Consider the following 23833-nt stretch of genomic DNA (forward strand, 5'->3'; position numbering starts at 1 on the left):
TACTTGGTTCCCCATCATGCCCAGTACAGCGGAAACTCGTTAAAGAGGGAAACCCTACAAATTTAATTCGCTAAAAATATTCCCTCGACGCATTCGTATCATGGAGAATAAAAATGATAATAAAAAAACGGCTTAAAGTAATGTTCTTCCTACAGTTCTTTATCTGGGGTGCCTGGCTGGTGACATTGGGTGCCTACATGATGAATACACTGAATTTCACCGGTGCGCAGGTGGGGTTAGTCTATGGCGCGAAAGGGATTGCCTGTATTTTAATGCCAAGTATCGTTGGCATCATTGCTGACCGATGGGTTAAGGCCAATATTCTCTATGCCTGTTGCCACTTATTAGGGGCGGGTGCATTATTTGTCGCGGCTCAAATCTCAAATCCTCATTTCATGTTTTTTGTGATGCTATTTAATGCGATGGTTTATATGCCAACAATCGCGCTAGCGAATACCATCTCATATATCTGTTTAGAAAAAGCGGGGCTAGATACCATCAAGGATTTCCCGCCTGTCCGTGTTTTTGGCACTGTGGGTTTTATTTTTGCCATGTGGGCCATTAGCTTATCGGGATTCGAATTAAGCAATATTCAACTTTATATTGCTTCTGGTGCGGCACTGGTTTTGGCGATGTATGCATTTTCATTACCCAGTTGCCCGACCTCAAATGTGAAGAAGGACGGTTCGTGGGTCACTCTTTTAGGGCTGGATGCTTTCGTTTTATTTAAACAAAAGAAAATGGCCATTTTCTTTTTATTTGCCATGTTATTAGGGGCATCACTGCAAATTAGCCATACTTTCAGCAGCCCATTTTTACATGATTTTGCCAAAAATCCGGTTTTTCACGATAGCTTAGTGGTGCAGTATCCATCCATATTATTGTCAATGGCACAATTTGCAGAAGTCTTTTTCATTCTGACGATCCCCTTCTTTTTATCCCGCTTTGGTATTAAACGCGTGATGATGATCAGTATGGTGGCATGGACATTGCGCTTTACTTTGTTCGCCTACGGGGACCCTTCCGCATCGGGAATTGTATTATTGCTATTATCCATGCTGGTTTATGGTTGTGCTTTTGACTTCTTTAATATTTCCGGCGCAATTTATGTCGAAAAGGAAGTAGACCGTAATATCCGAGGCAGTGCGCAAGGCTTATTTATGACGATGGTTAATGGCGTTGGCGCTTATGTCGGGGCGATATCCAGCGGACATGTCGTGGATTACTTTACAGTAGAGGGAGTGAAGGACTGGCACAGTATTTGGTTATCTTTCGCCGCTTATACCCTGGTGCTACTCGTGATTTTTGTCTTTGTCTTCCAATATAAGCATGACCCTTCTGAAATGCAGGATCGCCAATTGTCACATTAGTGATGTGACTGATAATTTCGGTGGCACTCAGAGAGAGAGTGCCACCTTGAATTCATGATAAGTGATGAGCCATCAGTCATTCAAAAATGAATAATGGTTAACCGCGACTAACGCTTATTCTGAATGCCTTTCACGCTCAGATTATTATTATCGACTTGCGGCAAACCTGTGGTCGCAGAAGTGGATAACAGCCCTGTCTCGGCGTAGCTGAACAGCTTCTCACGGGTATCGGTAATATCCAGATTACGCATTGTCAGTTGGCCGATACGGTCATCTGGGGAGAAGACAGAATCGCCTTTCTCCATGGTCAGGCGCTCTGGCTTGTACGTCAGATTGTCAGACACGGTATTGAGGATGGAGTAGTCATTACCGCGACGTAATTCCAGTGTCACTTCACCAGTGATTTCACTCGCGACCCAACGCTGGGCGGAATCACGCAACATCAGCGCTTGTGGGTCGAACCAACGACCTTGATACAACAGGCGGCCCAACACACGGCCATTAGCATGATATTGCTCGATGGTATCTTCGTTATGAATACCGGTCAGCAGGCGCTCGTAAGCAATATGCAGCAGTGCCATTCCTGGGGCTTCATAGATGCCACGGCTCTTCGCTTCAATAATACGGTTTTCAATCTGGTCACTCATGCCCAGACCATGACGGCCACCGATGCGGTTAGCTTCCATCATCAGCTCAACGCTGTCGTCGATGGTTACGCCATTCAGTGCTACCGGATAGCCACGCTCAAAACGAACAGTCACTTCTTCCGCTTTGACCACCACATTTTCGTCCCAGAATTTTACGCCCATAATCGGATTAACGATTTTGACGCTGGAGTTCAGGAATTCCAGATCTTTAGCTTCATGGGTCGCACCCAACATATTGGAGTCAGTTGAGTAGGCTTTCTCCGTCGACATTTTGTAATCGAAGCCCGATTGAATCATAAATTCAGACATTTCATGGCGGCCACCCAATTCATCAATAAAATCAGTGTCCAACCATGGCTTATAAATTTTCAACTCAGCATTAGTCAGCAGACCGTAACGATAAAAACGTTCAATATCGTTACCTTTATAGGTGCTGCCATCACCCCAGATGTTCACGCCATCTTCTTTCATGGCGGCGACCAGCATCGTACCCGTAACGGCACGGCCCAGTGGAGTGGTATTGAAGTAGGTCACACCGGCGGTGGTATTGTGGAATGCGCCACATTGGATGGCGGCGATCCCTTCAGCCACAAGCTGTTTACGGCAATCGATCAAACGGGCTTTCTCTGCACCGTACTCCATCGCTTTACGCGGAATGGCATCGTAATCTTCTTCATCAGGCTGACCCAGATTGGCCGTGTAAGCGTAAGGGATCGCCCCTTTTTTCTGCATCCACAACAGCGCTGCACTGGTGTCTAAACCACCGGAGAAAGCAATACCAACACGCTGATTAATAGGAAGGTGTTTGAGAATAGTTGTCATCAATTAAATCCTGTATGAATTAGGTCAGTCTGGCAAAGGTATCAATGCCTACATTGATAGCGCAAAACCGGTATTCGAGTCAAAGACATTTTGCATATTTATGTGTATTTATGTGCATAAGTATTTATTTTGTACTTTGGCGAAATTGCGTTTCATTTAAATTAATTTGACGTTCTGTTATGATACCGGCGTCGATTTTTTATCGCAGGTAACACGTTAAAATTTAAAGCGGAAAACCGCCATTGTAAACCGGCGTATCAGGATATTTCACCAGTGTGGTGAAAAGCGCGATGGGAGGCAAATGGACGGGGTTTCAGGGACTGTAAAGTTGAAAATCTTGCGCGAAAGTGCGTGGTACAAAAAGCGTAAATCCTACCGAGTGTTATTCTGGCGTGAGATAACGCCGTTGGCGATTCCGCTGTTTATCGAAGGGCTGTGCGTCTTATTGATGGGGGTATTCAGCACATTGCTGGTCAGTTGGCTCGGAAAAGAAGCCATGGCGGCGGTGGGCTTGGCAGACAGCTTCAATATGCTGATTGCCGCTTTTTTTACCTCTGTGGCGCTAGGAACATCCGTGGTGGTGTCATTCAGCCTTGGCCAACGTAAGCGCAAACAAGCACAAACCGCCGCTCGAGAGTCCATCTCTCTGCTGGTCTTAATTTCCCTGCTTTTGGTGCTGTTAGTGCACTTTGCCGGTGAGGGCATTATCAATCTGATGGCCAGTCAGGCCGATCCTGCCGTAAAAGATATGGCACTGACCTATCTCAACTTGACGGTCTGGAATTACCCTGCCATGGCGATAACACTGGTGGGATGTGGTGCCATGCGCGGCGCAGGTAATACGCGCTTGCCGATGTTTATTAATATCGCGATGAATATCCTCAATATCGCCATCAGTAGTGTGCTGATCTATGGCCTATTCAGTTGGGATGGGTTGGGGTTTATTGGTGCCGGTATCGGTATCACGATTTCTCGCTACCTCGGCGCGATAGTGGTGGTATTGATGCTGATTTCGGGTGCCAACAATACGCTGCGCATTCCGTTCAAAGCCTATTTTATGCCCTTTACCTCCGCCATCATGTTAGAAGTTTTGAGCATTGGCATTCCCGCCAGTGTTGAATCGGTGATGTTCAGCGTGGGTAAACTGATTACCCAACGCTTTGTGGCGGGAATGGGCACTGAAGTGATTGCCGGTAACTTTATTGCCTTTTCGATTGTGGGACTCATTAACCTACCCGGGAATGCGCTGGGATATAGTTCAACCATTATCATTGGCACACGATTGGGCAAAGGTCAGATTTTGCAGCCGATCCGCCAGATTAAGCATATTTTCTGGCTATCCACTTTAGGGGTGTGTTTCATCGCACTGCTATCCATTCCCAGTGCCGGATATTTGGCCTCGTTGTATACCGATGAACCGGGCGTGATCAACGTAGTGAAACATCTGATTTGGATAAATGCGCTATTTATGCCGATTTGGGCGGCGGCTTGGGTGTTGCCATCAAGCCTGAAAGGGGCGAAGGATGCCCGTTATACCATGTGGGTCGCGTTGGCGGGGATGTGGGGGTGTCGCATTATCGCAGGCTATATCTTGGGAATAACGCTGGGTTTCGGTGTCACAGGCGTATGGATGGGGATGTTCCTTGACTGGATAGTGCGCGGTGTGCTGTTTTATCGGCGTATGTCAACAGGCCGCTGGCTGTGGCGTTATCGTTCCATGGATTAATGTATTCGAGTCCTTACAACGTTTTTTTCTCATTTCTCTTCAGCGAATGATTAAGCATTTTCCACCGATTGCCGATAAATATATAAGCAGAATGTTATTCCTTATTTTCCGAATGACTTAATTCGCCTTGTTATCATTTATCAATCTTCATTCGCGTTGGGGAAAGTATGGATAATTTTCAAAAAGAGATAGAGGAGAGAACCAATCTCACCTCATCAAACCGGTTTGAGCTGTTGTTGTTCCGCTTGGGCGAGTCGCAAGACGAAGATAAATCCGAGCTGTATGGCATCAACGTGTTTAAGCTGCGTGAAATTGTGCCGATGCCAACGCTGACCAAAGCGGCAGGTATGGCTTCCCCTATGATGGGTGTGGCGAATATTCGCGGAGAGATTATTCCCGTGATTGATCTCCCTGCCATTGTCGGCTGTGAACCAAAAACCGGATTAAATATCCTGTTAGTGACTGAGTATGCTCGCAGCACTCAGGCATTTGCGGTGGAGTCGGTTGATGACATCGTCCGCCTTGAATGGAGTCAGGTATTGGCTGCGGATGCCGGTGTAAAGAGCCGTAATATCACCAGTATCGCTCGGTTAGACAACGATACGGCCAGTAATCGTCTGGCGTTGGTGCTGGATGTTGAGCAGATCTTGTATGACATCATGCCCTCCCATCGTAATGTCCAAATCGACAGCGAAAAAACCAAGGCGTTTGATCTGAAACCGGGGGCTGTCGCTATCGTGGCGGAAGATTCTAAAGTGGCTCGTTCGATGTTGGAACAAGGGCTGAAGATGATGGACATTCCCGCCGTGATGCATATCACCGGTCTGGAGGCATGGAATAAGATACGCAAAATGGCCGAAGAGGCGAGGGCAGAAGGTCGACCTATCTCGGATAAAATCGCCTTTGTGCTGACCGATTTGGAAATGCCTGAAATGGATGGCTTTACGCTGACGCTGAACATCAAACGCGATGAGTTCCTGAAAAATATCCCGGTGATTATTCATTCATCTTTATCGGGCAGTGCGAATGAGGATCATGTGCGTAAAGTCGGTGCGGATGCTTATGTCGCAAAATTTGAAGTGAATGAATTGGAAGCGGCTATTCACAGCGCGTTGGATTCTAAGAAAGCGATCAATTCATAATAGCCATCCCTCTGTTAACTCAAGGCCATTGACGTAAAATCAATGGCCTAGATACCTCACCTCACGACCTTTCTTACGCCATAACCTAGTACCCGCTCACCTGCTTATCACTCAATCTGACTCCTTATATTCAATTGTTCTGTCAGCGCCGTTGACTCTTAAATGTTGGTCGTCATATATTATAAATAGATGACACACGTCATTTATTAATCCCACACAAGAGAGCACACTTATGAGCACGACCCCCTCAGTTCTTATTACTGGCGCATCATCAGGCATTGGTGCCACCTATGCTGAACGCTTTGCACGTCGTGGGCACGATCTGGTCTTAGTGGCCCGAGATGGTGGGCGAATGGCGACTTTGGCGACTCATCTTCGGCAGGAATATGGCATTGCCGTGGATGTTTTACCGGCGGATCTGACCCAGTCAGCAGAACTTGCCGTAGTTGAGGCTCGTCTGCGCGATGATCACCGCATCGGGATTTTAGTAAATAATGCTGGCATGAGTATTGCGGGGCGTTTTATCGAGCAGAAAACCGACGATATTGAGCGTTTAGTTGCCCTTAACACCACTGCCCTTGTACGGTTAGCCAGTGCGGTCGCACCCCGTTTTGCGGCGGCGGGTGAGGGAGCCATCATTAATATTGGTTCAGTGGTGGGTTTGGCACCTGAGTTAGGTTTGAGTGTTTACGGTGCCACCAAGGCATTTGTGCTGTTTCTTTCCCAAGGGCTAAGCTTTGAGCTGGCAGAGAAGGGGGTTTACGTTCAGGCGGTATTGCCAGCAGCGACGCGAACAGAGATTTGGGAACGCTCAGGTTCTGATATCAATGCCCATGCGGCGGTGATGGAGGTAGGCGAGTTGGTCGATGCTGCGCTAGTCGGTTTTGATCGCCGTGAATCAGTGACCATCCCTCCGCTGCATAACGTGGAACAGTGGGAGGCGCATCAAAGCACACGGCAAGCCATGTTGCCCGGTTTTGCACAAGAACACCCCGCCGAACGTTATTTATCATAATCATGTACATAGGCTGAAAGGCTGAGTGATACAGCTGTTACGGCAACCCAAAAATAGCAAACCGCTTAAGGATGTTTTAAGCGGTTTTTTTAAATGCAAAAAGCGCCTGCTTTTTACCTACAGCCACTGGGAGTGTGGTCCTTCGCAGTGGTTGCTATTGAGTGGTGACTCGGCTGCTCCAAGGTAGCATAGCAGTGCCAGCCTCGGTTAAAGTTCGGTCACTGCCAGTAATGTTATCCTCCGTGCAACGTACTTAAGCACTGCTTCACGTTGCGCTTCTGGCATGTGGCTTTCAGTGTAAGTATCGATGATCAACTGATGGCTCTTAATCACGTCAGTAAGCCATTTTTTGGCTAAAACCGGATTAATACCTATGCCCTGCGCGAGAAGGATAAAGTCTGCGCCCAAGTATTCCCCGTAGGCTGAATCCAGCCCCGGAGCGCTCGCTGCATCATTTTCCTCGCGCTCAAGGAGAGGTAGAGCTAAATATTCTCCGAAAGCTGCCGGGTAGGGTACAACACTGATAAAGTCATAAACAGGAGCCAGATACGATGAACCTTTTTCGGGGTGTATGATCCCGAAATTACGTAGATGAAAATCATTATTGCCTAGTATGTACGCATAGACGATTCGTAAAAAGACGTCACGCATGCTCTTTAAGCTGCTACTCACGCTCTTGTTCAGGAATTTGGCGGCTTTCTCGTAGCTGATGGCTTTCTTGTTATCGATATTGCCATATTTATCGCCGAGGCCCATCGCGCCATCCAACTGTTCTTGATGCAATCTCATTATATCTGCACCCAGCCGGTCATACCTCTTGATCACAAAAGCCAATTCATCCGATCGGTTATCGTCGCGCTTGAAAGCTATCAGTCCAAATGGCGGGATTTCAAATTTCAGACGTTGCATGACGCACATTGTCGCATGCTCGTTTTCCGCCAGATGTGGGTACTCTTCTGGTGAGGGTTTCAGGATATAGGTACCATCATTGCTGACGACCATCAGTTCCCCTCCCTCCAGGCGAAGAGATAACTTAGGTTGATAGCCTGAAATACTCATCCCTTTCTGACGTTCAGGAAGTTCCTGAATAAACTGACTTCGCGTGAAAGGCAGGCTGAGGGCCACTTCCAAGCGACCAAACAGATGTCTAATCCCTTTTGTTGAATAACCCGTTTTTAACTCTGCTCCTTTAAGCCGGCTTAGATTTATCAGGCAGTGTTCTGGATTCATGATGTTATCTCTTTGAGTACTACAGCCCCGAGTAAGTCGTTACCATTTTGCATCAGTAAGCCGAACAGATCCTTATCGTCAATTTTTTGAATTTCAGAATATCGTTTACGCAGCCAACCCTCTGGGGCCAACCCTTTGAAGAAGGGATGAAGTTCTTGATTAATATAAGGTTCAGGCCTGATAGGCATGCTAAGCGATATAGGACGGCCGGTATAGTTGGCTAGGTAGCAGAAGGCAAAACCTATGTCCTCTTCACTCAAAGTACCTACAGGTTTGTTGTATAGCCACACACCTATTTTTCGAGCCATACTTTTATCCCAAGTTCTTTAAGCAATGTATGAAGATTGATAGCCTTAGCAGAAGATGGCTCAGCAATCAGCCGCTTAAATGTTGAAATAGAGACTCCAATTTGAATAGCCATCTCTTCATAAGTGATTCTTTGTCGTTTGAGCTCACTGACTAGGAGCTGCGGTAGTCGTGAGAACTCTAAGGAACTGAGAGTCGACCTGTCGTCAGGTTCAATCGCATACCTAGCCTTGACCAAGGGTTGAGTACTCAGTGCCCATTCTTCGATCGCTATTTGCTTCTCTGACTCAGGAAGGTTTTCGAGTAAAGACTTAATTTCATCAAGGTTCATTTTTGACACTTCCAAAGATTTTAGCGCCTACATATCGTTATATAGTTGAACTATAGTCCAATAAGGTTCATTTTTGAACCTTTCGTACATGGTGGCGTAAAATCTCCAATTCAAAATGAGTGATATTTGTTAAAAGTGTCATTTTTGATACTTTATGGTGCATTTCGCAAAATACATTGACTGTATGACAGGGAAAATGCTGATAGGCTCAAAAATGAATCTACTGACCTTTCATTCTCCCGATGCGGGAGAGCAGTCCCCGAATTCTGAGAGACACTGATAGATCTTCAGTCAGGGTTTATTTGTAACCAAATAACGATATGGTCACTCGTTGTCAATCAGTACTGATTAAGCTAAGCTGGAAAAATGACTAAACACATAAATGAACATCCCCTGCGGGGACCCTCGGACCACAGCGTCCGTGACCAGGTTGTGGACGCCGCCACTGAACATTTCGGGCATTTCGGCTATGAGAAAACGACCGTGTCTGACCTGGCTAAAGCTATCGGCTTTTCAAAAGCTTATATCTATAAATTCTTCGATTCCAAGCAGGCGATCGGCGAGGTTATCTGTAGCAACCGGCTGGCGATGATCATGGCGATTGTCCATTCAGCGATTGCAGATGCACCCACCGCCTCTGAAAAATTGAGGCGTTTATTCAGAGCACTCACTGAAGCGGGTAGCGATTTGTTTTTTCACGATCGCAAGCTTTACGACATTGCTGCGGTCGCTGCCCGTGATAAGTGGCCCTCTGCGGAAATGCATGAAGAACGCCTGCGGCAACTCATCGAGCAAATCCTTCTTGAAGGACGGAAAGCGGGTGAGTTTGAACGTAAAACGCCGTTAGACGAGGCGACTCAAGCCATATATCTGGTCATGCGGCCTTATATCAGTCCTGTTCAACTGCAATACAATCTGGAGACGGCCTCTGCTGCCGCTACGCTCCTGTCATCGCTGATCCTAAGAAGTTTGTCACCCTGAATTGTGACTATTGACATTATTGGTCACTAGTCTGAGAATGCGGTTACTGTCTTGTTAAATGAAGAAGAGAACCCATGCTCAGGCTCAAACCCGCCACCTTTGTTATTTGCCTGTTGCCGCTGGCACTGATGGCCTGTCGCGACGCGACCAACATCGACGATCCACGCAATCAGCCTCCGTTGGTCAGAGCGGCGACTGTGGTGAGCGCCGCCGATGCCTCTCGCGCTTTCACCGGTGTAGTTGTCGCACGAACGCAAAGCGACCTTGGCTTTAGAGTCCAAGGCAAGATCCTTGAACGTCTGGTGGATACCGGTCAGACCGTAAAACGTGGCCAGCCATTGATGCGTCTGGACCCCGTTGATCTAAGCCTACAAGCGCAAGCTCAGCAACAGGCCGTAGCCGCTGCTCGGGCTCGAGCCAGACAAGCATCTGCTGATGAGGCTCGATATCGCGGTTTGGTCACTACTGGCGCGGTATCGGTTTCTGCTTACGATCAAATAAAAGCGGCGGCTGATACGGCAAAAGCCGAGCTTAGTGCCGCTCAGGCGCAGGCGGATGTGGCGAGGAACGCGACAAGCTATGCCGTGTTGTTAGCGGATGCTGACGGCGTGGTCATGGCAACGTTTGCCGAACCCGGTCAAGTGGTCAGTGCTGGGCAACCGGTGGTCAGATTGGCTCAGGCAGGGCAACGGGAGGCCATCGTGCAATTGCCTGAAACGCTTCGACCTGCTGTCGGAAGCGAAGCTCAAGCCATGCTCTACGGCACCGATAAACAACCGGTTTCTGCGAAATTGCGTTTGCTCTCCGATGCGGCTGATCCTGTGACACGGACCTTCGAAGCGAGATATGTGCTTGATGGCGCTTTGGCGAGGGCACCCCTCGGCTCCACTGTAACGCTCCATATTACCGAGGGTAAATTATCCGGCCAGATGCTACAGGTGCCTTTAGCGGCAATCTATGACGCGGGTAAGGGGCCAGGTGTATGGGGGATTTCAGACAAACCCGCCACAGTGTCATGGCGACCCGTGCAGATGCTTGGTCTTAGCGACGATACCGCCAGTGTGGCTGGCAACCTTAAACCGGGAGAGCGGGTGGTCGCCCTCGGGGCGCATCTGCTGCATGAGGGGGAGGCAGTCCGGTTGCTGGAGCAGAGCGATGCCAATGTGACTGGAGGCCAGCCATGAGCGAGGGAAGGTTTAATCTTTCGGCACTTGCCGTTCGCGAGCGTTCAATCACGCTGTTCCTTATCATCCTGATTACCGTTGCTGGCATTCTGTCGTTCTTCGAACTAGGACGAGCAGAAGATCCCCCCTTTACGGTCAAGCAGATGACGATTGTCACGGCCTGGCCGGGTGCAACCGCACAGGAAATGCAAGATCAGGTGGCAGAACCGCTGGAAAAACGCATGCAAGAGCTCAAATGGTATGACCGCACAGAGACTTACACGCGTCCGGGACTGGCTTTTACCATGCTGTCATTACAGGATGGCACGCCACCTTCACAGGTACAGGAAGCGTTTTATCAGGCACGCAAGAAACTCGCTGATGAAGCCAAAAACCTGCCGGCTGGCGTCATCGGTCCGATGGTCAACGATGAGTTTTCTGACGTCACCTTTGCACTTTTTGCGCTGAAAGCGAAAGGTGAACCGCAACGCCTGCTGGTCCGCGATGCAGAAAAATTGCGCCAGCGTCTGCTGCATGTGCCTGGGGTCAAGAAGGTTAATATCATTGGAGAACAAGCTGAACGCATTTTTGTCTCATTCTCTCATGACCGGTTGGCCACGCTGGGCATTTCTCCTCAGGCTATTTTCTCCGCGCTGAACAGTCAGAACGTACTCACGCCAGCCGGTTCGATTGACACCAGCGGGCCGCAGGTCTTTCTGCGATTGGATGGTGCCTTCGATAAACTGGAAAAGATCCGCGAAACGCCCATTGTCGTTCAGGGTAGGACACTACAGCTTTCAGATGTCGCGACGGTTGAACGTGGCTACGAAGATCCCGCTACCTTCATGATCCGCAACCAAGGGGAACCGGCTTTGTTGCTGGGCATCGTGATGCGTGAGGGCTGGAACGGGCTGGATCTGGGCAAAGCACTGGATGCCGAGACGACCAAAATTAATGAGGGCATGCCGCTCGGCATGACATTTGAGAAAGTCACCGATCAGTCAGTCAACATCAGTTCGTCAGTCAACGAGTTCATGATCAAATTCTTTGTTGCGCTGCTTGTGGTGATGGTGGTGTGCTTTATCAGTATGGGATGGCGAGTGGGCGTTGTCGTTGCGGCAGCGGTGCCGTTGACGTTGGCTATCGTCTTTGTGGTGATGGAAGCTTCCGGCAAAAACTTCGACCGTATTACGCTCGGGTCGCTCATTCTGGCTCTGGGGCTATTGGTGGATGATGCCATCATTGCCATCGAAATGATGGTGGTGAAGATGGAGGAGGGCTATGACCGCATCAAAGCTTCGGCCTATGCATGGAGTCACACGGCGGCCCCTATGTTGGCTGGTACGTTGATCACGGCCGTCGGCTTTATGCCCAACGGATTCGCCCAATCCACCGCCGGTGAATACACCAGCAACATGTTTTGGATCGTGGGCATTGCGTTGATTGCCTCTTGGGTGGTGGCGGTGGTGTTTACGCCTTATCTGGGCGTGAAGATGCTGCCGAAAATCAAAAGGGTGGAGGGAGGGCATGCCGCTATCTACAACACTCGCCATTACAACCGCTTTCGTCGATTACTGACGTACGTCATCGCCCGTAAATGGGTCGTGGCCGGCAGCGTAATTGCGCTCTTTGTCGTCGCAATCTTGGGCATGGGGCTGGTTAAAAAACAATTTTTCCCGACCTCTGATCGCCCTGAAGTTCTGGTAGAAGTCCAGATGCCCTATGGTACTGCCATTGAACAGACCAGTCTGGCGGCGGCGAAGATAGAGGACTGGCTGAGAAAGCAGCAAGAAGCAAAAATCGTGACGTCTTACATCGGGCAGGGGTCACCGCGTTTTTTCCTCGCCATGGCGCCAGAACTACCTGATCCGTCGTTTGCAAAAATTGTGGTGCGGACGGACAGTCAGGAAGCGCGTGAGGCGCTCAAATTCAGGCTTCGCGAAGCGGCGGCAAGCGGGCTGGCACCTGAGGCGAGGGTCCGCGTGACCCAACTGGTGTTCGGTCCGTATTCACCTTATCCGGTGGCCTACCGTGTCATGGGACCGGATCCGACCAAACTGCGCGAAATTGCAGATCAGGTCGAAACAGTGATGCAGGCCAGCCCGATGATGAGAACGGTCAACACAGATTGGGGTCCGCAGGTGCCGACACTCAATTTCACACTCGATCAGGACCGTTTGCAGGCCGTAGGGTTGACATCAAATGCGGTCGCTCAGCAACTTCAGTTCTTGCTGTCGGGCGTCCCTATCACGTCTGTGCGCGAAGACATCCGCTCGGTGCAGGTCATGGGGCGTGCGGCGGGGGATATCCGCCTTGATCCGGCAAAAATAGCGGGTTTTACCCTCGTTGGCTCTGACGGTCAGCGCATTCCGCTGTCACAGATTGGGCACGTCGGCGTGCAGATGGAAGATCCTATTCTGCGCCGACGCGATCGGACACCGACCATTACCGTACGGGGCGATATTGCTGAGAACCTGCAACCGCCAGATGTCTCTACAGCAATACTGAAACAGTTACAGCCGGTTATCGACACACTTCCAGATGGATATCGTATTGAGCAGGCAGGGCCGATTGAAGAATCAGGAAAAGCCACCAGCGCGATGGCTCCACTTTTCCCTATCATGATTGCCATGACACTGTTGATCATCATCCTACAGGTGCGGTCGATGTCGGCGATGGTGATGGTATTTCTCACCGCGCCATTGGGGTTGATTGGGGTTGTGCCCACACTATTGCTCTTCAATCAGCCGTTTGGCATCAATGCGCTGGTGGGACTGATTGCGTTATCCGGCATTTTGATGCGTAACACCTTGATCCTGATCGGCCAAATCCACCACAACGAGCAGCAGGGATTAACGCCGTTTGATGCGGTGGTCGAGGCGACGGTACAGCGAGCTCGGCCGGTGTTGCTGACGGCGATGGCGGCTATTCTGGCATTTATTCCGCTGACGCACTCAGTATTCTGGGGCACGCTGGCTTACACCCTAATTGGTGGGACGTTTGGCGGCACCATCATTACGCTGGTATTCCTGCCTGCAATGTATGCCATTTGGTTCAAGATACGTTCTGACAGCCACCATGAAGCTGAATCGATTAATCTAATCAAGCCTAACTAGACATTTTTTAAGTAACTGCATGGTTGGTTTTCATTGTTTTTGTGACTTTATTTGCATTTTCATGGCGCAATAAGTTTGTTTTTCCGTCAGGTGAAGCTCATCACATTTCTTTAACCTGCTTGTGAGTAGATTTTCTTACGCAATGAAATAATCGATTCAGCAAAAAGGAAGAAAAATGAAAACTAAACTGGCTTTAACGGTACTGGCAGTCATGATTTCGGGGCATGTTTCGGCTAAAACATGGGTGCTGACAAGTGCTGAAGATGGCATGGATAAAGGAAACTGGCAGATTTCGAGTGAAGAGCTGAAAGTAAAGGATAAGACTTTCAGCATTGCGCAGAAAGTGCTGCATGGTGGGAAACAAGAAGGCAGCAAAGTGATTGTCATCAGTAGCAAAGATGGCCTCACCATTACGCTAAGTCCCACTCGCGGCATGAACCTTCTCGGTGTTGAAGGCTTCGGTTCGAAGATGGGGTGGGCTTCTCCGGTAAAAGAGGTGGTGAATCCGGCATTTATCAATCTGGAAAGCCGCAACGGGGTAGGCTGGCTAGAAGGTTTTAATGAAATGATGGTCCGCTGTGGCTATGAGTGGACAGGCCATCCGGTGACTGCTGACGGTCAGCTTTATACGCTGCATGGCAAAGCGGGGAATACTCCTGCCTCACAGGTAGAGGTTGAAGTGGCGGATGCGGCACCGTATGAAATTCGCGTCCGTGGCCTGATAAAAGAAAGCACCTTCAAAAAAGCCGATTTGCAGACCATGACCGAGCTGCGCTATGTGCCGGGTAGCAATAGTTTCAGCTTGCATGATGTGTTAACTAACCATGCGGATTATCCACACGATTACCAGATAATCTATCACAGCAATTTCGGTGCACCGATTCTGGAAAAAGGGGCGCGCTTCTTGGCTCCGATGGCCAGTATCAGTCCGTTTAACGATTATGCCAAAGAAGGCCTGAAGACATGGCAAACCTTTGCCGGTCCGACAAAAGGATTCGATGAAATGGTCTTTAACATCAAGCCACTATCTGACCAGAACCACCAAACACTGGCGGCAGTTGTGAACCAAGCGGGAGACAAAGGGGCGTCTATTCAGTTCGATACCCGTCAGTTGCCAGTGCTGACGTTATGGAAAAATACCGATACCGTCAAACAAGGTTATGTGACCGGTATTGAACCCGGCACTAGCTATGCCTATCCGGTCACCATTGAACGTGAGCAAAAACGCGTTAAGCAACTGCCACCAGGAGCCAGCACACAGTTTGATTTGACCTATACGTTACTGCATAACAAAACGCAGGTTGCCGATATTGAGAAGAAGATTGCGAGTATTCAAGGTGATACCAAAATCAATGAAAATGCCACGCCGATAGCGAAAGAGTAAATCGTCAAACTCAATGCTCCCGGAAATGAAAATCCTGGAGCACTATAATACGGGTCTTTTTACGAAATACCGGTCTAATGCCGTGGCGGAGCGTTATATTTTTGGGCAGTCCGTGACTTGCGGGTAATTGCGGCAGACTAGATTGAGTTTATTCTTCGGCTCGAAACCTTTGTCTAGCATGCATCGCTGAACATCAGCAGCTTTACGTAGCGTCGGCACGTAAGGCACTGAGCCTAAAGGCTGCGGATAACCGCATTGATACATCACCGCCAGTGCTTGTTTGTCGTTTTCAACTTCATGAGAAAAATGTCGCGAGGCTCCCGCTTTACGCCATGAAATCAAGGAAAACGGGCTCACGCCAGAATCGGACTTAATCGGATGAAACCCTCTGTCTGCCACAAAAGGCAGCGCTTCTAGCTGGCTCTGGCTCAAAGGGTGCCCCTGTTCTTGCGTGAGGCAAGCTGGGGTATCGTGATAGACACGAACGCTGCAAATTTTGAATCCGTCTTTTCGGCTAAATCCCATACTCTCCATGCACTGGTAATACAGAACTGACTCATTATCCGTTTTGGGGATGTCGGCTCCGGGGAGTTGCACGCCGCATTTACCCATCGCAACGCGCACACCGTCAATATCCGTATTAGGGCGTTTCCATTGCGTGATATCGGGTGCTGCGGGGCATCCAGTCAGCAAGAATACCGACGCTACCAGCAGAGGTAAAGTGACTAGAGTTGATTTTCGCAACATTAAAATCCTTTATTTATTATCTTTTCAGGCGGCATTCATACTGCCTGTATTGTCCCTCTGCGACAACATTACTCAGGCTTTGATTGCCACTGAAATAAAGATTTTATCGTAATCGTATCGATGTTGGACAGATTCTGGCGAAGTAATTAAAGAAAGTTTCACATGGGAACCGGTCGCCTATAAATGGCGGCCATACTGCGGAACGGAGCATTTGTGCGAATGAGATGGAAACAGTCTCATACACACCTTTTCCACCTAGAGCGCAAATTAGACTTGAGTGCGTCATGAACTCCGTTGCTGTTGCTCGAGTCTCTTGACCGCGCAACGCAGCTTCTTAGCAGACAAAAAAGCAAAAAGCCCGCTTAGTTTCCTAAGCAGGCTTCTTTAATTTGGCTCCTCTGACTGGACTCGAACCAGTGACATACGGATTAACAGTCCGCCGTTCTACCGACTGAACTACAGAGGAATCGTGTGAACGAGGCGAATAATAGCGGGGGTCATGGCGTTTGTCAAAGTAGAAAAACGTTAAAAATGCGCGTTTGCTGAGAGAATGAGCTTATTGACTTGTTTTTCAGCAAACTCATGCCTTTTTAAGCGAGTTATTCCTCTTGTTAAGCGGCTCACATTATTCAGTCTGCTCAAGCTTCGCATCCTCGTCGGGATAAGGTATAGTTCCGCTTTTTGCGAGGTATCAATGCTGACTAATTCATCCATTCGACTGAATAAATACATTAGCGAGAGCGGTATCTGTTCTCGCCGCGATGCCGATCGTTACATCGAACAAGGAAATGTTTTTATTAACGGCAAGCGTGCCACGGTAGGTGTTCAGGTGTTTGCTGGGGATGTGGTGAAAGTTAACGGTCAGACTATCGAGCCACGTAATGAAGAAGACTTGGTGTTGATCGCGCTCAATAAGCCGGTTGGCATTATTAGCACCACGGAAGATGGCGAGCAAAATAACATCGTTGATTTTGTTAACCACAGTAAACGGGTCTTTCCCATTGGGCGTCTGGATAAAGACTCGCAGGGGTTGATTTTGCTGACGAATCACGGGGATTTGGTCAATAAAATCCTACGTGCGGGCAACGATCACGAAAAAGAGTACATTGTCACCGTCAACAAACCCATAACCGATGAGTTTATTGTCGGCTTGGGGGCGGGTGTTCCGATGCTGGGCACGGTGACCAAGAAATGCAAAGTGAAGAAAGAAGCCGCCTTTGTGTTTCGTATCACTTTGGTACAGGGGCTTAATCGCCAAATTCGGCGCATGTGTAAGCATTTTGGCTATGAAGTCACCAAGCTTGAGCGTGTCCGTATCATGAATATCAATCTGAAAGGGTTGCCACAAGGCGAATGGCGAGACTTAACCGATGATGAACTTATCGAGTTATTTAAGCTGATTGAAAATTCATCGTCTGATGAGAAACCGGCAAAAAAACCACAAGCAAAGCCAGCAGCTGCAAAAAAAGTGAGTGTTAGCGGGCCAAAGAAAGTTGAAAAACCTGAGGGTAACGCCGCTTCGCGTAAGCGTTTTGCTCAGCCAGGGCGCAAGAAGAAAGGGCGCTAAATCTGCATTTTTGTCGCCAATCGCTGAAACTCACAGCGTGACGGGCGAAATCCTTTATGTGTCGACCGTGGCGAGCGGATTCAAGTGCGAAGCTCACCACGGTAAGTTGGTTATTGAACGAATATATTTTGTCGTTTAACCGCAGTAAAAAAATGACAAGTTACGGTGTCACCTTCAATAACTGACTGTTTTTAACCTCATTCCCCGCATCATTGAAATAGATATAGTCCAACGCCATATTACCGCTGAGTGAGGTAGGTGGGTGCTCAAACTGGTATTGGCGATCGGCAAATGGCACGACCATCATGTCCATTTCTTGGGCAACCAAATAGCTTCTATTCTTGTCATGTAACTGAATCTGGCCGAAAGAGACGTGATAGGGCGTAGGGTTATGAACCGTCACCACGTATTGATTATTTTGTTTTTTGAGGCTGAAACTGACTTTCTTCATCGCTTCCGGCAGTGTTGGTGTGAGTCCATCAGGGCGATAGAAAATCTTCATTTGGGTGTTCATCGCCATAGCAACCTGAGCGTGAGCATCGCTATCACGCCGTGTTTTGGGGGGGATCTCATACAGATTCAGCCAGTAAACTGACTCTCTGTCCTTGGGAAGGCTTTCTCCCTTATTGATGATACGTAGCCCCTGAGCCCCACCGGGTTGCATTTTGAAAACAGCAGGTAGCACCATAAAGGGAGCTTGGGTCTGATCCGGGGTGCTGTCCACATCCCCATCATCAATCCACGTTTGTACTACGACGGGATAATCATTGGTATTGGCCAGCATCAATGTGCGCTCACGCGATTCAGGCAGATAAATCATGCGAGTCGCCCCAGCGATTAAACCAGCCATCGCCTGCTGACTAAGGCTGAATATCAGTAAAATTAGGCAACAGTATTTCATTGTATTTTCACCAAAACGTATGCAGTTGCATCGATCTTACCGGCCGTCGGAGTGCCATTCGGTAATTTTTTCAGGGTCGCGATGAAGTGATGAGAGTAATCGTTGAAACCGGCAGCACTACTGCCGTTGGCGCTGGCACCGGTTAAGACCGGATACCAACCGGCTGCGGTGGAACCAGCGACACAATTATTGACGCAGCCCCCCCAACCGACAAAATTCATGGCCGCGCCAGTACTATCACTCAAACTGATGCCAACGCCAGTGGCAATACTGTTATCAGTACCGTAATTATCGGACAGCAGATAACTCACGCCACCCGCCGAATTCACTAGCCCTAACCCCTGCGCTTTCAGGTAACCCGGTAAAGAAGTCTGGATACCCATTGCAGTTTGCCCGCTATTAATGCCTGATTCGGTGCCAGACTGGCATTCAATATCGACAGTAATATCGGCGCTACGTGTTTGGTTATCATTGAGTTCATTGACGGTGATGATCGGGAAAACGACATAAGGGGTCACGTTACGCACCACACAGGTATTTTTACGTGTCAGGATAGCGTTCGGTGCGGTGTTCATGCCAAATGCCATATAGCGGCCAGTTCCCCAAGTTTGATAATTGGTCGCTGAATCATAACCCGCTTCCGGTACGGGCATACCGGGGCCTTTGAATACCACATAACCATTAGGCTGATTGCAGGTGTAGCTACCAGAATAATTATCCGCTGCTGGCCCAGGACATCCCCAAGTGGCGGGGCCAGGGGTACGGTCTACTAAGCCGATTTTTTTAAGCTCTGCGCGGATTTGGCTGAAATGTTTGCCTTTGATCTGAATTTTATTACCCACCACATCGTATTTTCGAAGGGGGACTTGCTGCCAGATACGGGTGAATTCAATGCCTGAATCGACATGGATCAGTTTCAATGCGGTATAAGGGAAGAACGTCTGGAAATAGTTACTCCCCATATTCGTGTATCCCCCCACATTACTGTCGCCATTAGTGGCGAAGACTTCGAAAAGACTGTCTTTATCAGCGAGGTCGCATTCATAAATAACGGCTTCAGGGTCGGGCCAGAACCGTGCTGGGACTAAGCTAATAATGCTAGAAGCCAGAATTGAACCGACGGGCTGAATGTGATTGCTCGTCATATTGATATTGCCAAGCTGTAATGACGCACCGTAGTTATCACCGCCGATGTTAGCGCCTTTCCAGACACATTGCGCGTAGCTGGGCAACGCTGTGCACAGTAAAGTGAACGCTAAAAGTAATCCCATTTTCTGCGAGCCAAGTGAGCATCGTCGGTATAGTAAGGCAAAAAGGTTGGTCATAAGATTCATGCTATTTCTCTAATTTAATGCGAAGTCGCGATGCACAAGGCATCAAGCTTATAAAGTTGTTTATCATTTTTAGGTGTTCCTATATCGAAATCTAATTGGCAACGCTCATTTTTGTTATCGCCCCATACCAGAATGAGCTGTCCTTGAGGGGTTTCCGCCCTTAAATATGCTTGGCTAGCCTGTCCGACCATACCGACTTCATGTAGCGAGCTAGAATCATCATGGTCGTTATCGTCATGATGGGTGCTATAAACCACCGCACCCATTGGCACTTGGCTGCCATCTGCGAGCTTGACGGTCATCAGCACCGGATATCCTCGTAATGTGCGAAACGCCACTTTCACCGTTGAACCGGCATAAGGCGCAATTTGCCGTTCGCCGTCACGCAGTTCGGTATTAAAGTCCATACCTTCAGGATCGAGCGTAATCGTGTTGTAGCGATAGGGGGTTAAGGTCGGCACCAAGGCATAACCCATGCTGTCAATCCGCGCGCCTTGCCCATACATCACTTTAGCGCCACTCGCCCCTTTGGCTTCGACTAAGGCAAAGGTGTCGCTCAGGTATGGCCCGAGTGTGACGCCGCCACTATGAACAGCCACTGAGCCTCGTGCACTGGCAGAGCCTTGCCAATAACCCGGGCTACTGGAGGCGCTGCCGCTTAAGCTGGTCACCGGTAAGCGTTTTTGTAAACTCCCACTGAAGGTATTGGCTTTGCTTTGTTCACTGCGGGCAAAGTCCATACTGTAACTGGCCGATTGATCCTCGCCCATCACACCCGATAATGAAGTCTGATAGCTTGCACCGCTGGTTTTGCTGTTCACTGCACCGGCAGAAATATAAGGTGCGCGAGGACTACCACCCAACGGAAATGAGATAGACATCTGCACCACGGTTTCACTCGTTCCCAGCGTCGTCGCACCATTGGCTGCGGGTAGGCCACTTCCTGGGTCGACAAAATAGGTTTCATTACTGCCACCACCGGTTTTTTGCTTTGAAACCGCAATATTGAAACTGGTATTCCGCCACAGGGTATTGGCATAACCCAACTGCAACTGGTTATCGCGCTTGCGGTCGCTTCGGTAATCCTGCGAGGAAGCGGTTAAATAGAGTGAGCCATAGCTATCTAAACCCTGATTAAGCGAAATCTCAGTTCGACTACGCTGCCGGTAAGTATCCGAGTTCCATGTCTTACCATAACTGGCGGCTCGGACACCTAGCACATCGCTCAAGTCTCGATAGCCCTCGGTTGAATAACGATAACCTGCTACCGAGAGAGTGGTGTTGGTCGCGGAAAAAGTTCGGCTGAACGCAGCGCGGGCCATCCAACCGCTTTGTTGCTCATCATTAGGTAAACTGGCATTTGAAAAAGTGGTATCTAGCCCCAAGGCTCCAATATAGTGGGTAAAAACGCCGCCCAGCATGAGGGCTTGATAGCCTGATGCCAGACGTAGACCGGTGTTCGCCGTAATGGCATTACTGACACCACGTTGATAGGTCAGCTCACCGAATACCTCGTGATTGCCCACATCACGAACTTCACCCGCCGCAAAACCATAGCGCGAATAGCCAGGGCGTAATGACTCAGGTACTGAGGAGAACGGCACTTGAAAAGTACTCAAGCTGCCATCGGCCTCTTGAATCTCTACGGTCAGATCACCGCCAAAGTTGGTGGCGGACAGATCATCAAATTCAAATGGCCCCGCCGATACGGTACTTTGGTAGATGGGGCGGTTATTTTGATAAACCGTCACCTTGGCGTTGGTCCTGGCGATACCGCGCACAACCGGCGCATAGCCACGCTGTGATTCAGGTAGCATGCGGTCATCCGTTGAGAGCGCAATGCCGGTAAACCCCATGCTAGAGAAAAACTGACCGCTACTGAATGTCTGGCCAATAGTGGCTTCACTGCCAATAGCGGGAAGTGCACGTTGGCTGTACAGCCGATTTGAGGTCCAGTCGGCTCCTCGATTTTGGTCATAGCGCAGCGAACCTTGCTGGCGAAAACGCCACATACCGGCGTTGAGGCCATTGGTTAAGCTGAGGTAACTTGAATCTGTGGCGCGCTTAATACCATCTTTATTATAGCCCACGTGATATTGGTTGAAGTTGTAATTACTGAAACCAATAGTTTCGCCATAGGTAAGATTGCGTGGGTCGACATAGCCACGCGGCATTTTTTTCACGAATAATTGCGGAACCGATAGATCAAAACGTAATTTGGCGTAATCAAATTGATAATTGCTAGCGGGTAGAATCGCCTTGAAATCGATGCAATCATCTTCCAGATCGGCATCTTTTAGCGCGCTATCTTCCACACCCGCTTGAAGTAACTGTTTGCCGGACAGACAAGGGACAACATCGTCACCTTTCTCGATAAACATAATCTCGATACGATCAACAAATTTGTTGTTCATATAAAGATCGACCTGATAATTGCCAGCTTCAAAACTATTCTTTTTGTTAAACCGAGCAATAGAACCTAAACCGAGCGATGAACCACGTAATAGCGCATCCTCAAACACGTATTCGTCTTGATTATGCTCATCTGCGGCTGACAAACTATGACTGGCTAACAAGCCATGCGCTAGCAAGCAGGGAAGCCAGGGGGAAAACCTCACGGATTATCCCTGGGCCTTAGGGGGTACTGGCTTGTCATTCTCGGGCCAATTACAAAAGATAATGGCTAGGGATATTCGTGCCATAATCATTAACCACGTTGAATGTCAGTTGCTCACCTTTCTTGGCTTTGACCCCATCAGGGAGCGCTAAATCAGTGGTCGAGTTAGGCGGGAACATTTCACTTGTGGCAAACGAAATGGTTTTTCCCTCGCTCACCAGTTTGGCATCACGAAGACTGATGTAATAAGCCGTTGGGTTTTGTACTTTAATTTTATTACTGTCAGTGCTATCCAATGTCACTTGGACTTTTTCACCCAATGTATCGACATTTTCTTTTAAAGCCGCAGGACGATAAAATACTTTGAGCCGATTATTCACGATCAAAACCAGCTTATTATCAGTTTGGGTATCGGCTTTTAACGCGGGGATCTGCAAAAAGTTAAGATAGAACACAGATTCACGATCTTTAGGTAAATTACGTTCAACGTATGACAGCCGGACGACTTGCCCACTCTGAGGTTCCATACGAAATATCTGTGGTGTCAACGTGAAGGGAACATCGCTTTTTGATGGTGAAGATTGATTGCTTCCATCATCCATCCATAACTGAACTAAATTAGGATGGTCATCTTTATTACTCAGTTGTAATACTTTTTCCCGAGTGCCTTCAGGATAAATGATACGAGTCCCTGTCATGACAACACTGGCTTTGGTCCATAAGGGTACGCCGCTAAGCAGCAACAACGAGCAGGCGATTATTTTGTGGGCAGTCAGTGTCATAGTGCTTCTATATCCTTGCTTTGCTCTGGTTTATTTAGGCTCCGTTACCGGTTAGCCGACGTATTCATGAAACACACTCATTTCATGAATAGTCAGGGGTAGGTGATGGCATATTGAGCTGAAGCAATGACACTCCCTGCCGTCGCACGACCTTCTTCCGTAATGTATTGTGCTGCCAGATCTTGTGATGCGGAGGTAGCACCTGCAACCAGTGTAATTCCTGGGACTTCGACGCTGCCCCCAGACATACGAATCGGTGCGCCATTAGTATCAAGCAATTGAATTGCGACATTGAGTGCTGTACCGACATTCCCCAAGTTGCCACCACTCGTCACGTTCATTCCCTGAAAAACCGAACTGATTTTGGTGTCTTGAATGGCAATATTGCAGCCGGTGAGGTTGATCGTGAAATTGGTTTTACCCGCAACAGCATTCACTTGATTTAGGTTGCTTGTGGAGACGGTGGGTAATAGAACGACGGGGGTGTTAGCAGTACCGTTAATATCCACCATGCAAGTTTGTTCAGCGACTTCGCCTTGAAACTTAATTGTATTATTAGAGGTCGCAGCTAACGCCATACTCGGTAGGGTAAGCAGCACCAATGTGACTAGAGTTTTTCCCATGTAATACCTACTTAAATTTATCATTTATA

General features: G+C 48.7%; 19 protein-coding genes and 1 tRNA gene. 9 read left to right on the top strand and 11 right to left on the bottom strand.

Translation table 11 applies throughout. The features are described 5' to 3' along the window. Positions 1 to 113 precede the first annotated feature (113 nt). The gene (locus DA391_RS08285) at positions 114 to 1370 is read left to right on the top strand and encodes a nucleoside permease (RefSeq protein WP_050079786.1); all 1257 of its coding nucleotides are present in this window, start codon (positions 114 to 116) and stop codon (positions 1368 to 1370) included. 107 nt (positions 1371 to 1477) lie between these two features. Here DA391_RS08285 and argG read toward each other — a convergent pair whose 3' ends face one another. Next, positions 1478 to 2839 (bottom strand): argininosuccinate synthase, encoded by a 1362-nt coding sequence (argG, locus tag DA391_RS08290; RefSeq protein WP_019210448.1) that lies wholly within the window; start codon positions 2837 to 2839, stop codon positions 1478 to 1480. Positions 2840 to 3140: 301 nt separating this feature from the next. Between argG and DA391_RS08295 the strand changes: the two genes are divergently transcribed. From DA391_RS08295 to DA391_RS08305, 3 genes are all read left to right on the top strand, one after another. Further along, on the top strand, positions 3141 to 4565 hold the full coding sequence (locus DA391_RS08295; RefSeq protein ID WP_167311297.1) for an EmmdR/YeeO family multidrug/toxin efflux MATE transporter: 1425 nt from the start codon (positions 3141 to 3143) through the stop codon (positions 4563 to 4565). A gap of 167 nt (positions 4566 to 4732) precedes the next feature. Beyond that, positions 4733 to 5707 carry a chemotaxis protein gene (locus tag DA391_RS08300; RefSeq protein WP_050286361.1) on the top strand — a complete coding sequence of 325 codons (975 nt, stop codon included), beginning with the start codon at positions 4733 to 4735 and terminating at the stop codon, positions 5705 to 5707. Between the two features lie 232 nt (positions 5708 to 5939). After that, positions 5940 to 6722 carry an SDR family NAD(P)-dependent oxidoreductase gene (locus tag DA391_RS08305; protein ID WP_050079783.1) on the top strand — a complete coding sequence of 261 codons (783 nt, stop codon included), beginning with the start codon at positions 5940 to 5942 and terminating at the stop codon, positions 6720 to 6722. Between the two features lie 207 nt (positions 6723 to 6929). Here DA391_RS08305 and DA391_RS08310 read toward each other — a convergent pair whose 3' ends face one another. Genes DA391_RS08310 through DA391_RS08320 form a run of 3 tightly spaced genes read right to left on the bottom strand, consistent with a single transcriptional unit; the run spans position 6930 to position 8589 of the window. Further along, positions 6930 to 7952 carry a type II toxin-antitoxin system HipA family toxin gene (locus DA391_RS08310; RefSeq protein ID WP_050286363.1) on the bottom strand — a complete coding sequence of 341 codons (1023 nt, stop codon included), beginning with the start codon at positions 7950 to 7952 and terminating at the stop codon, positions 6930 to 6932. Continuing rightward, entirely contained in the window at positions 7949 to 8260 is a 312-nt protein-coding gene (locus DA391_RS08315) for a HipA N-terminal domain-containing protein (RefSeq protein WP_050079781.1), read from the bottom strand. The genes DA391_RS08310 and DA391_RS08315 overlap by 4 nt, the downstream gene beginning before the upstream one ends. Next, a complete protein-coding gene (locus tag DA391_RS08320; protein WP_050079780.1) occupies positions 8245 to 8589 on the bottom strand; it encodes a hypothetical protein in 345 nt (114 codons plus the stop codon). The genes DA391_RS08315 and DA391_RS08320 overlap by 16 nt, the downstream gene beginning before the upstream one ends. A gap of 366 nt (positions 8590 to 8955) precedes the next feature. Here DA391_RS08320 and DA391_RS08325 point away from each other — a divergent pair, with 366 nt between their 5' ends. The 4 genes from DA391_RS08325 (at position 8956) to DA391_RS08340 (ending at position 15233) form a co-directional block, all read left to right on the top strand. Further along, complete coding sequence (locus tag DA391_RS08325) at positions 8956 to 9570, top strand: TetR/AcrR family transcriptional regulator (RefSeq protein ID WP_050079779.1); 615 nt, start codon at positions 8956 to 8958, stop codon at positions 9568 to 9570. A 74-nt stretch (positions 9571 to 9644) separates the two neighbouring features. Further along, positions 9645 to 10754 (top strand): efflux RND transporter periplasmic adaptor subunit, encoded by a 1110-nt coding sequence (locus tag DA391_RS08330; RefSeq protein ID WP_050079778.1) that lies wholly within the window; start codon positions 9645 to 9647, stop codon positions 10752 to 10754. Then, complete coding sequence (locus DA391_RS08335) at positions 10751 to 13849, top strand: efflux RND transporter permease subunit (protein ID WP_050079777.1); 3099 nt, start codon at positions 10751 to 10753, stop codon at positions 13847 to 13849. Before DA391_RS08330 ends, DA391_RS08335 begins: the two co-directional genes overlap by 4 nt. Positions 13850 to 14024: 175 nt before the next feature. Further along, positions 14025 to 15233: an aldose 1-epimerase family protein gene (locus DA391_RS08340; RefSeq protein WP_057650538.1), complete on the top strand. Its 1209-nt coding sequence runs from the start codon at positions 14025 to 14027 to the stop codon at positions 15231 to 15233. A 93-nt stretch (positions 15234 to 15326) separates the two neighbouring features. Here DA391_RS08340 and DA391_RS08345 read toward each other — a convergent pair whose 3' ends face one another. After that, a complete protein-coding gene (locus DA391_RS08345) occupies positions 15327 to 15980 on the bottom strand; it encodes a hypothetical protein (protein ID WP_050079775.1) in 654 nt (217 codons plus the stop codon). A 390-nt stretch (positions 15981 to 16370) separates the two neighbouring features. Next, positions 16371 to 16446: transfer RNA gene (locus DA391_RS08350), tRNA-Asn, on the bottom strand. Between the two features lie 228 nt (positions 16447 to 16674). On the opposite strand from DA391_RS08350, the gene rluF reads away from it, so the two are divergent. Continuing rightward, a complete protein-coding gene (gene rluF / locus DA391_RS08355) occupies positions 16675 to 17547 on the top strand; it encodes a 23S rRNA pseudouridine(2604) synthase RluF (protein ID WP_050079774.1) in 873 nt (290 codons plus the stop codon). Between the two features lie 160 nt (positions 17548 to 17707). Here the strand turns inward: rluF and DA391_RS08360 are convergent, their stop codons facing one another. From DA391_RS08360 to DA391_RS08380, 5 genes are all read right to left on the bottom strand, one after another. Further along, the gene (locus DA391_RS08360) at positions 17708 to 18448 is read right to left on the bottom strand and encodes a fimbrial biogenesis chaperone (protein ID WP_050079773.1); all 741 of its coding nucleotides are present in this window, start codon (positions 18446 to 18448) and stop codon (positions 17708 to 17710) included. Then, positions 18445 to 19719 carry a fimbrial protein gene (locus DA391_RS08365; RefSeq protein ID WP_050079772.1) on the bottom strand — a complete coding sequence of 425 codons (1275 nt, stop codon included), beginning with the start codon at positions 19717 to 19719 and terminating at the stop codon, positions 18445 to 18447. The genes DA391_RS08360 and DA391_RS08365 overlap by 4 nt, the downstream gene beginning before the upstream one ends. Before the next feature lie 77 nt (positions 19720 to 19796). After that, a complete protein-coding gene (locus tag DA391_RS08370) occupies positions 19797 to 22400 on the bottom strand; it encodes a fimbria/pilus outer membrane usher protein (protein WP_108087530.1) in 2604 nt (867 codons plus the stop codon). A gap of 49 nt (positions 22401 to 22449) precedes the next feature. Further along, the gene (locus DA391_RS08375) at positions 22450 to 23181 is read right to left on the bottom strand and encodes a fimbrial biogenesis chaperone (RefSeq protein ID WP_050079770.1); all 732 of its coding nucleotides are present in this window, start codon (positions 23179 to 23181) and stop codon (positions 22450 to 22452) included. A gap of 92 nt (positions 23182 to 23273) precedes the next feature. Continuing rightward, complete coding sequence (locus DA391_RS08380; RefSeq protein ID WP_050079769.1) at positions 23274 to 23804, bottom strand: fimbrial protein; 531 nt, start codon at positions 23802 to 23804, stop codon at positions 23274 to 23276. Positions 23805 to 23833: the final 29 nt, after the last annotated feature.

Source organism: Yersinia massiliensis (genome assembly GCF_003048255.1).
Classification (GTDB): Bacteria; Pseudomonadota; Gammaproteobacteria; order Enterobacterales; family Enterobacteriaceae; genus Yersinia; species Yersinia massiliensis_A.

Excerpts from the sequence above, each read along its gene's own strand:
- DA391_RS08285 (WP_050079786.1), top strand. The coding sequence starts at position 114 with ATGATAATAAAAAAACGGCTTAAAGTAATGTTCTTCCTACAGTTCTTT.
- argG (WP_019210448.1), bottom strand. The coding sequence starts at position 2,839 with ATGACAACTATTCTCAAACACCTTCCTATTAATCAGCGTGTTGGTATT.
- DA391_RS08295 (WP_167311297.1), top strand. The coding sequence starts at position 3,141 with ATGGACGGGGTTTCAGGGACTGTAAAGTTGAAAATCTTGCGCGAAAGT.
- DA391_RS08300 (WP_050286361.1), top strand. The coding sequence starts at position 4,733 with ATGGATAATTTTCAAAAAGAGATAGAGGAGAGAACCAATCTCACCTCA.
- DA391_RS08305 (WP_050079783.1), top strand. The coding sequence starts at position 5,940 with ATGAGCACGACCCCCTCAGTTCTTATTACTGGCGCATCATCAGGCATT.
- DA391_RS08310 (WP_050286363.1), bottom strand. The coding sequence starts at position 7,952 with ATGAATCCAGAACACTGCCTGATAAATCTAAGCCGGCTTAAAGGAGCA.
- DA391_RS08315 (WP_050079781.1), bottom strand. The coding sequence starts at position 8,260 with ATGGCTCGAAAAATAGGTGTGTGGCTATACAACAAACCTGTAGGTACT.
- DA391_RS08320 (WP_050079780.1), bottom strand. The coding sequence starts at position 8,589 with ATGAACCTTGATGAAATTAAGTCTTTACTCGAAAACCTTCCTGAGTCA.
- DA391_RS08325 (WP_050079779.1), top strand. The coding sequence starts at position 8,956 with ATGACTAAACACATAAATGAACATCCCCTGCGGGGACCCTCGGACCAC.
- DA391_RS08330 (WP_050079778.1), top strand. The coding sequence starts at position 9,645 with ATGCTCAGGCTCAAACCCGCCACCTTTGTTATTTGCCTGTTGCCGCTG.
- DA391_RS08335 (WP_050079777.1), top strand. The coding sequence starts at position 10,751 with ATGAGCGAGGGAAGGTTTAATCTTTCGGCACTTGCCGTTCGCGAGCGT.
- DA391_RS08340 (WP_057650538.1), top strand. The coding sequence starts at position 14,025 with ATGAAAACTAAACTGGCTTTAACGGTACTGGCAGTCATGATTTCGGGG.
- DA391_RS08345 (WP_050079775.1), bottom strand. The coding sequence starts at position 15,980 with ATGTTGCGAAAATCAACTCTAGTCACTTTACCTCTGCTGGTAGCGTCG.
- rluF (WP_050079774.1), top strand. The coding sequence starts at position 16,675 with ATGCTGACTAATTCATCCATTCGACTGAATAAATACATTAGCGAGAGC.
- DA391_RS08360 (WP_050079773.1), bottom strand. The coding sequence starts at position 18,448 with ATGAAATACTGTTGCCTAATTTTACTGATATTCAGCCTTAGTCAGCAG.
- DA391_RS08365 (WP_050079772.1), bottom strand. The coding sequence starts at position 19,719 with ATGGGATTACTTTTAGCGTTCACTTTACTGTGCACAGCGTTGCCCAGC.
- DA391_RS08375 (WP_050079770.1), bottom strand. The coding sequence starts at position 23,181 with ATGACACTGACTGCCCACAAAATAATCGCCTGCTCGTTGTTGCTGCTT.
- DA391_RS08380 (WP_050079769.1), bottom strand. The coding sequence starts at position 23,804 with ATGGGAAAAACTCTAGTCACATTGGTGCTGCTTACCCTACCGAGTATG.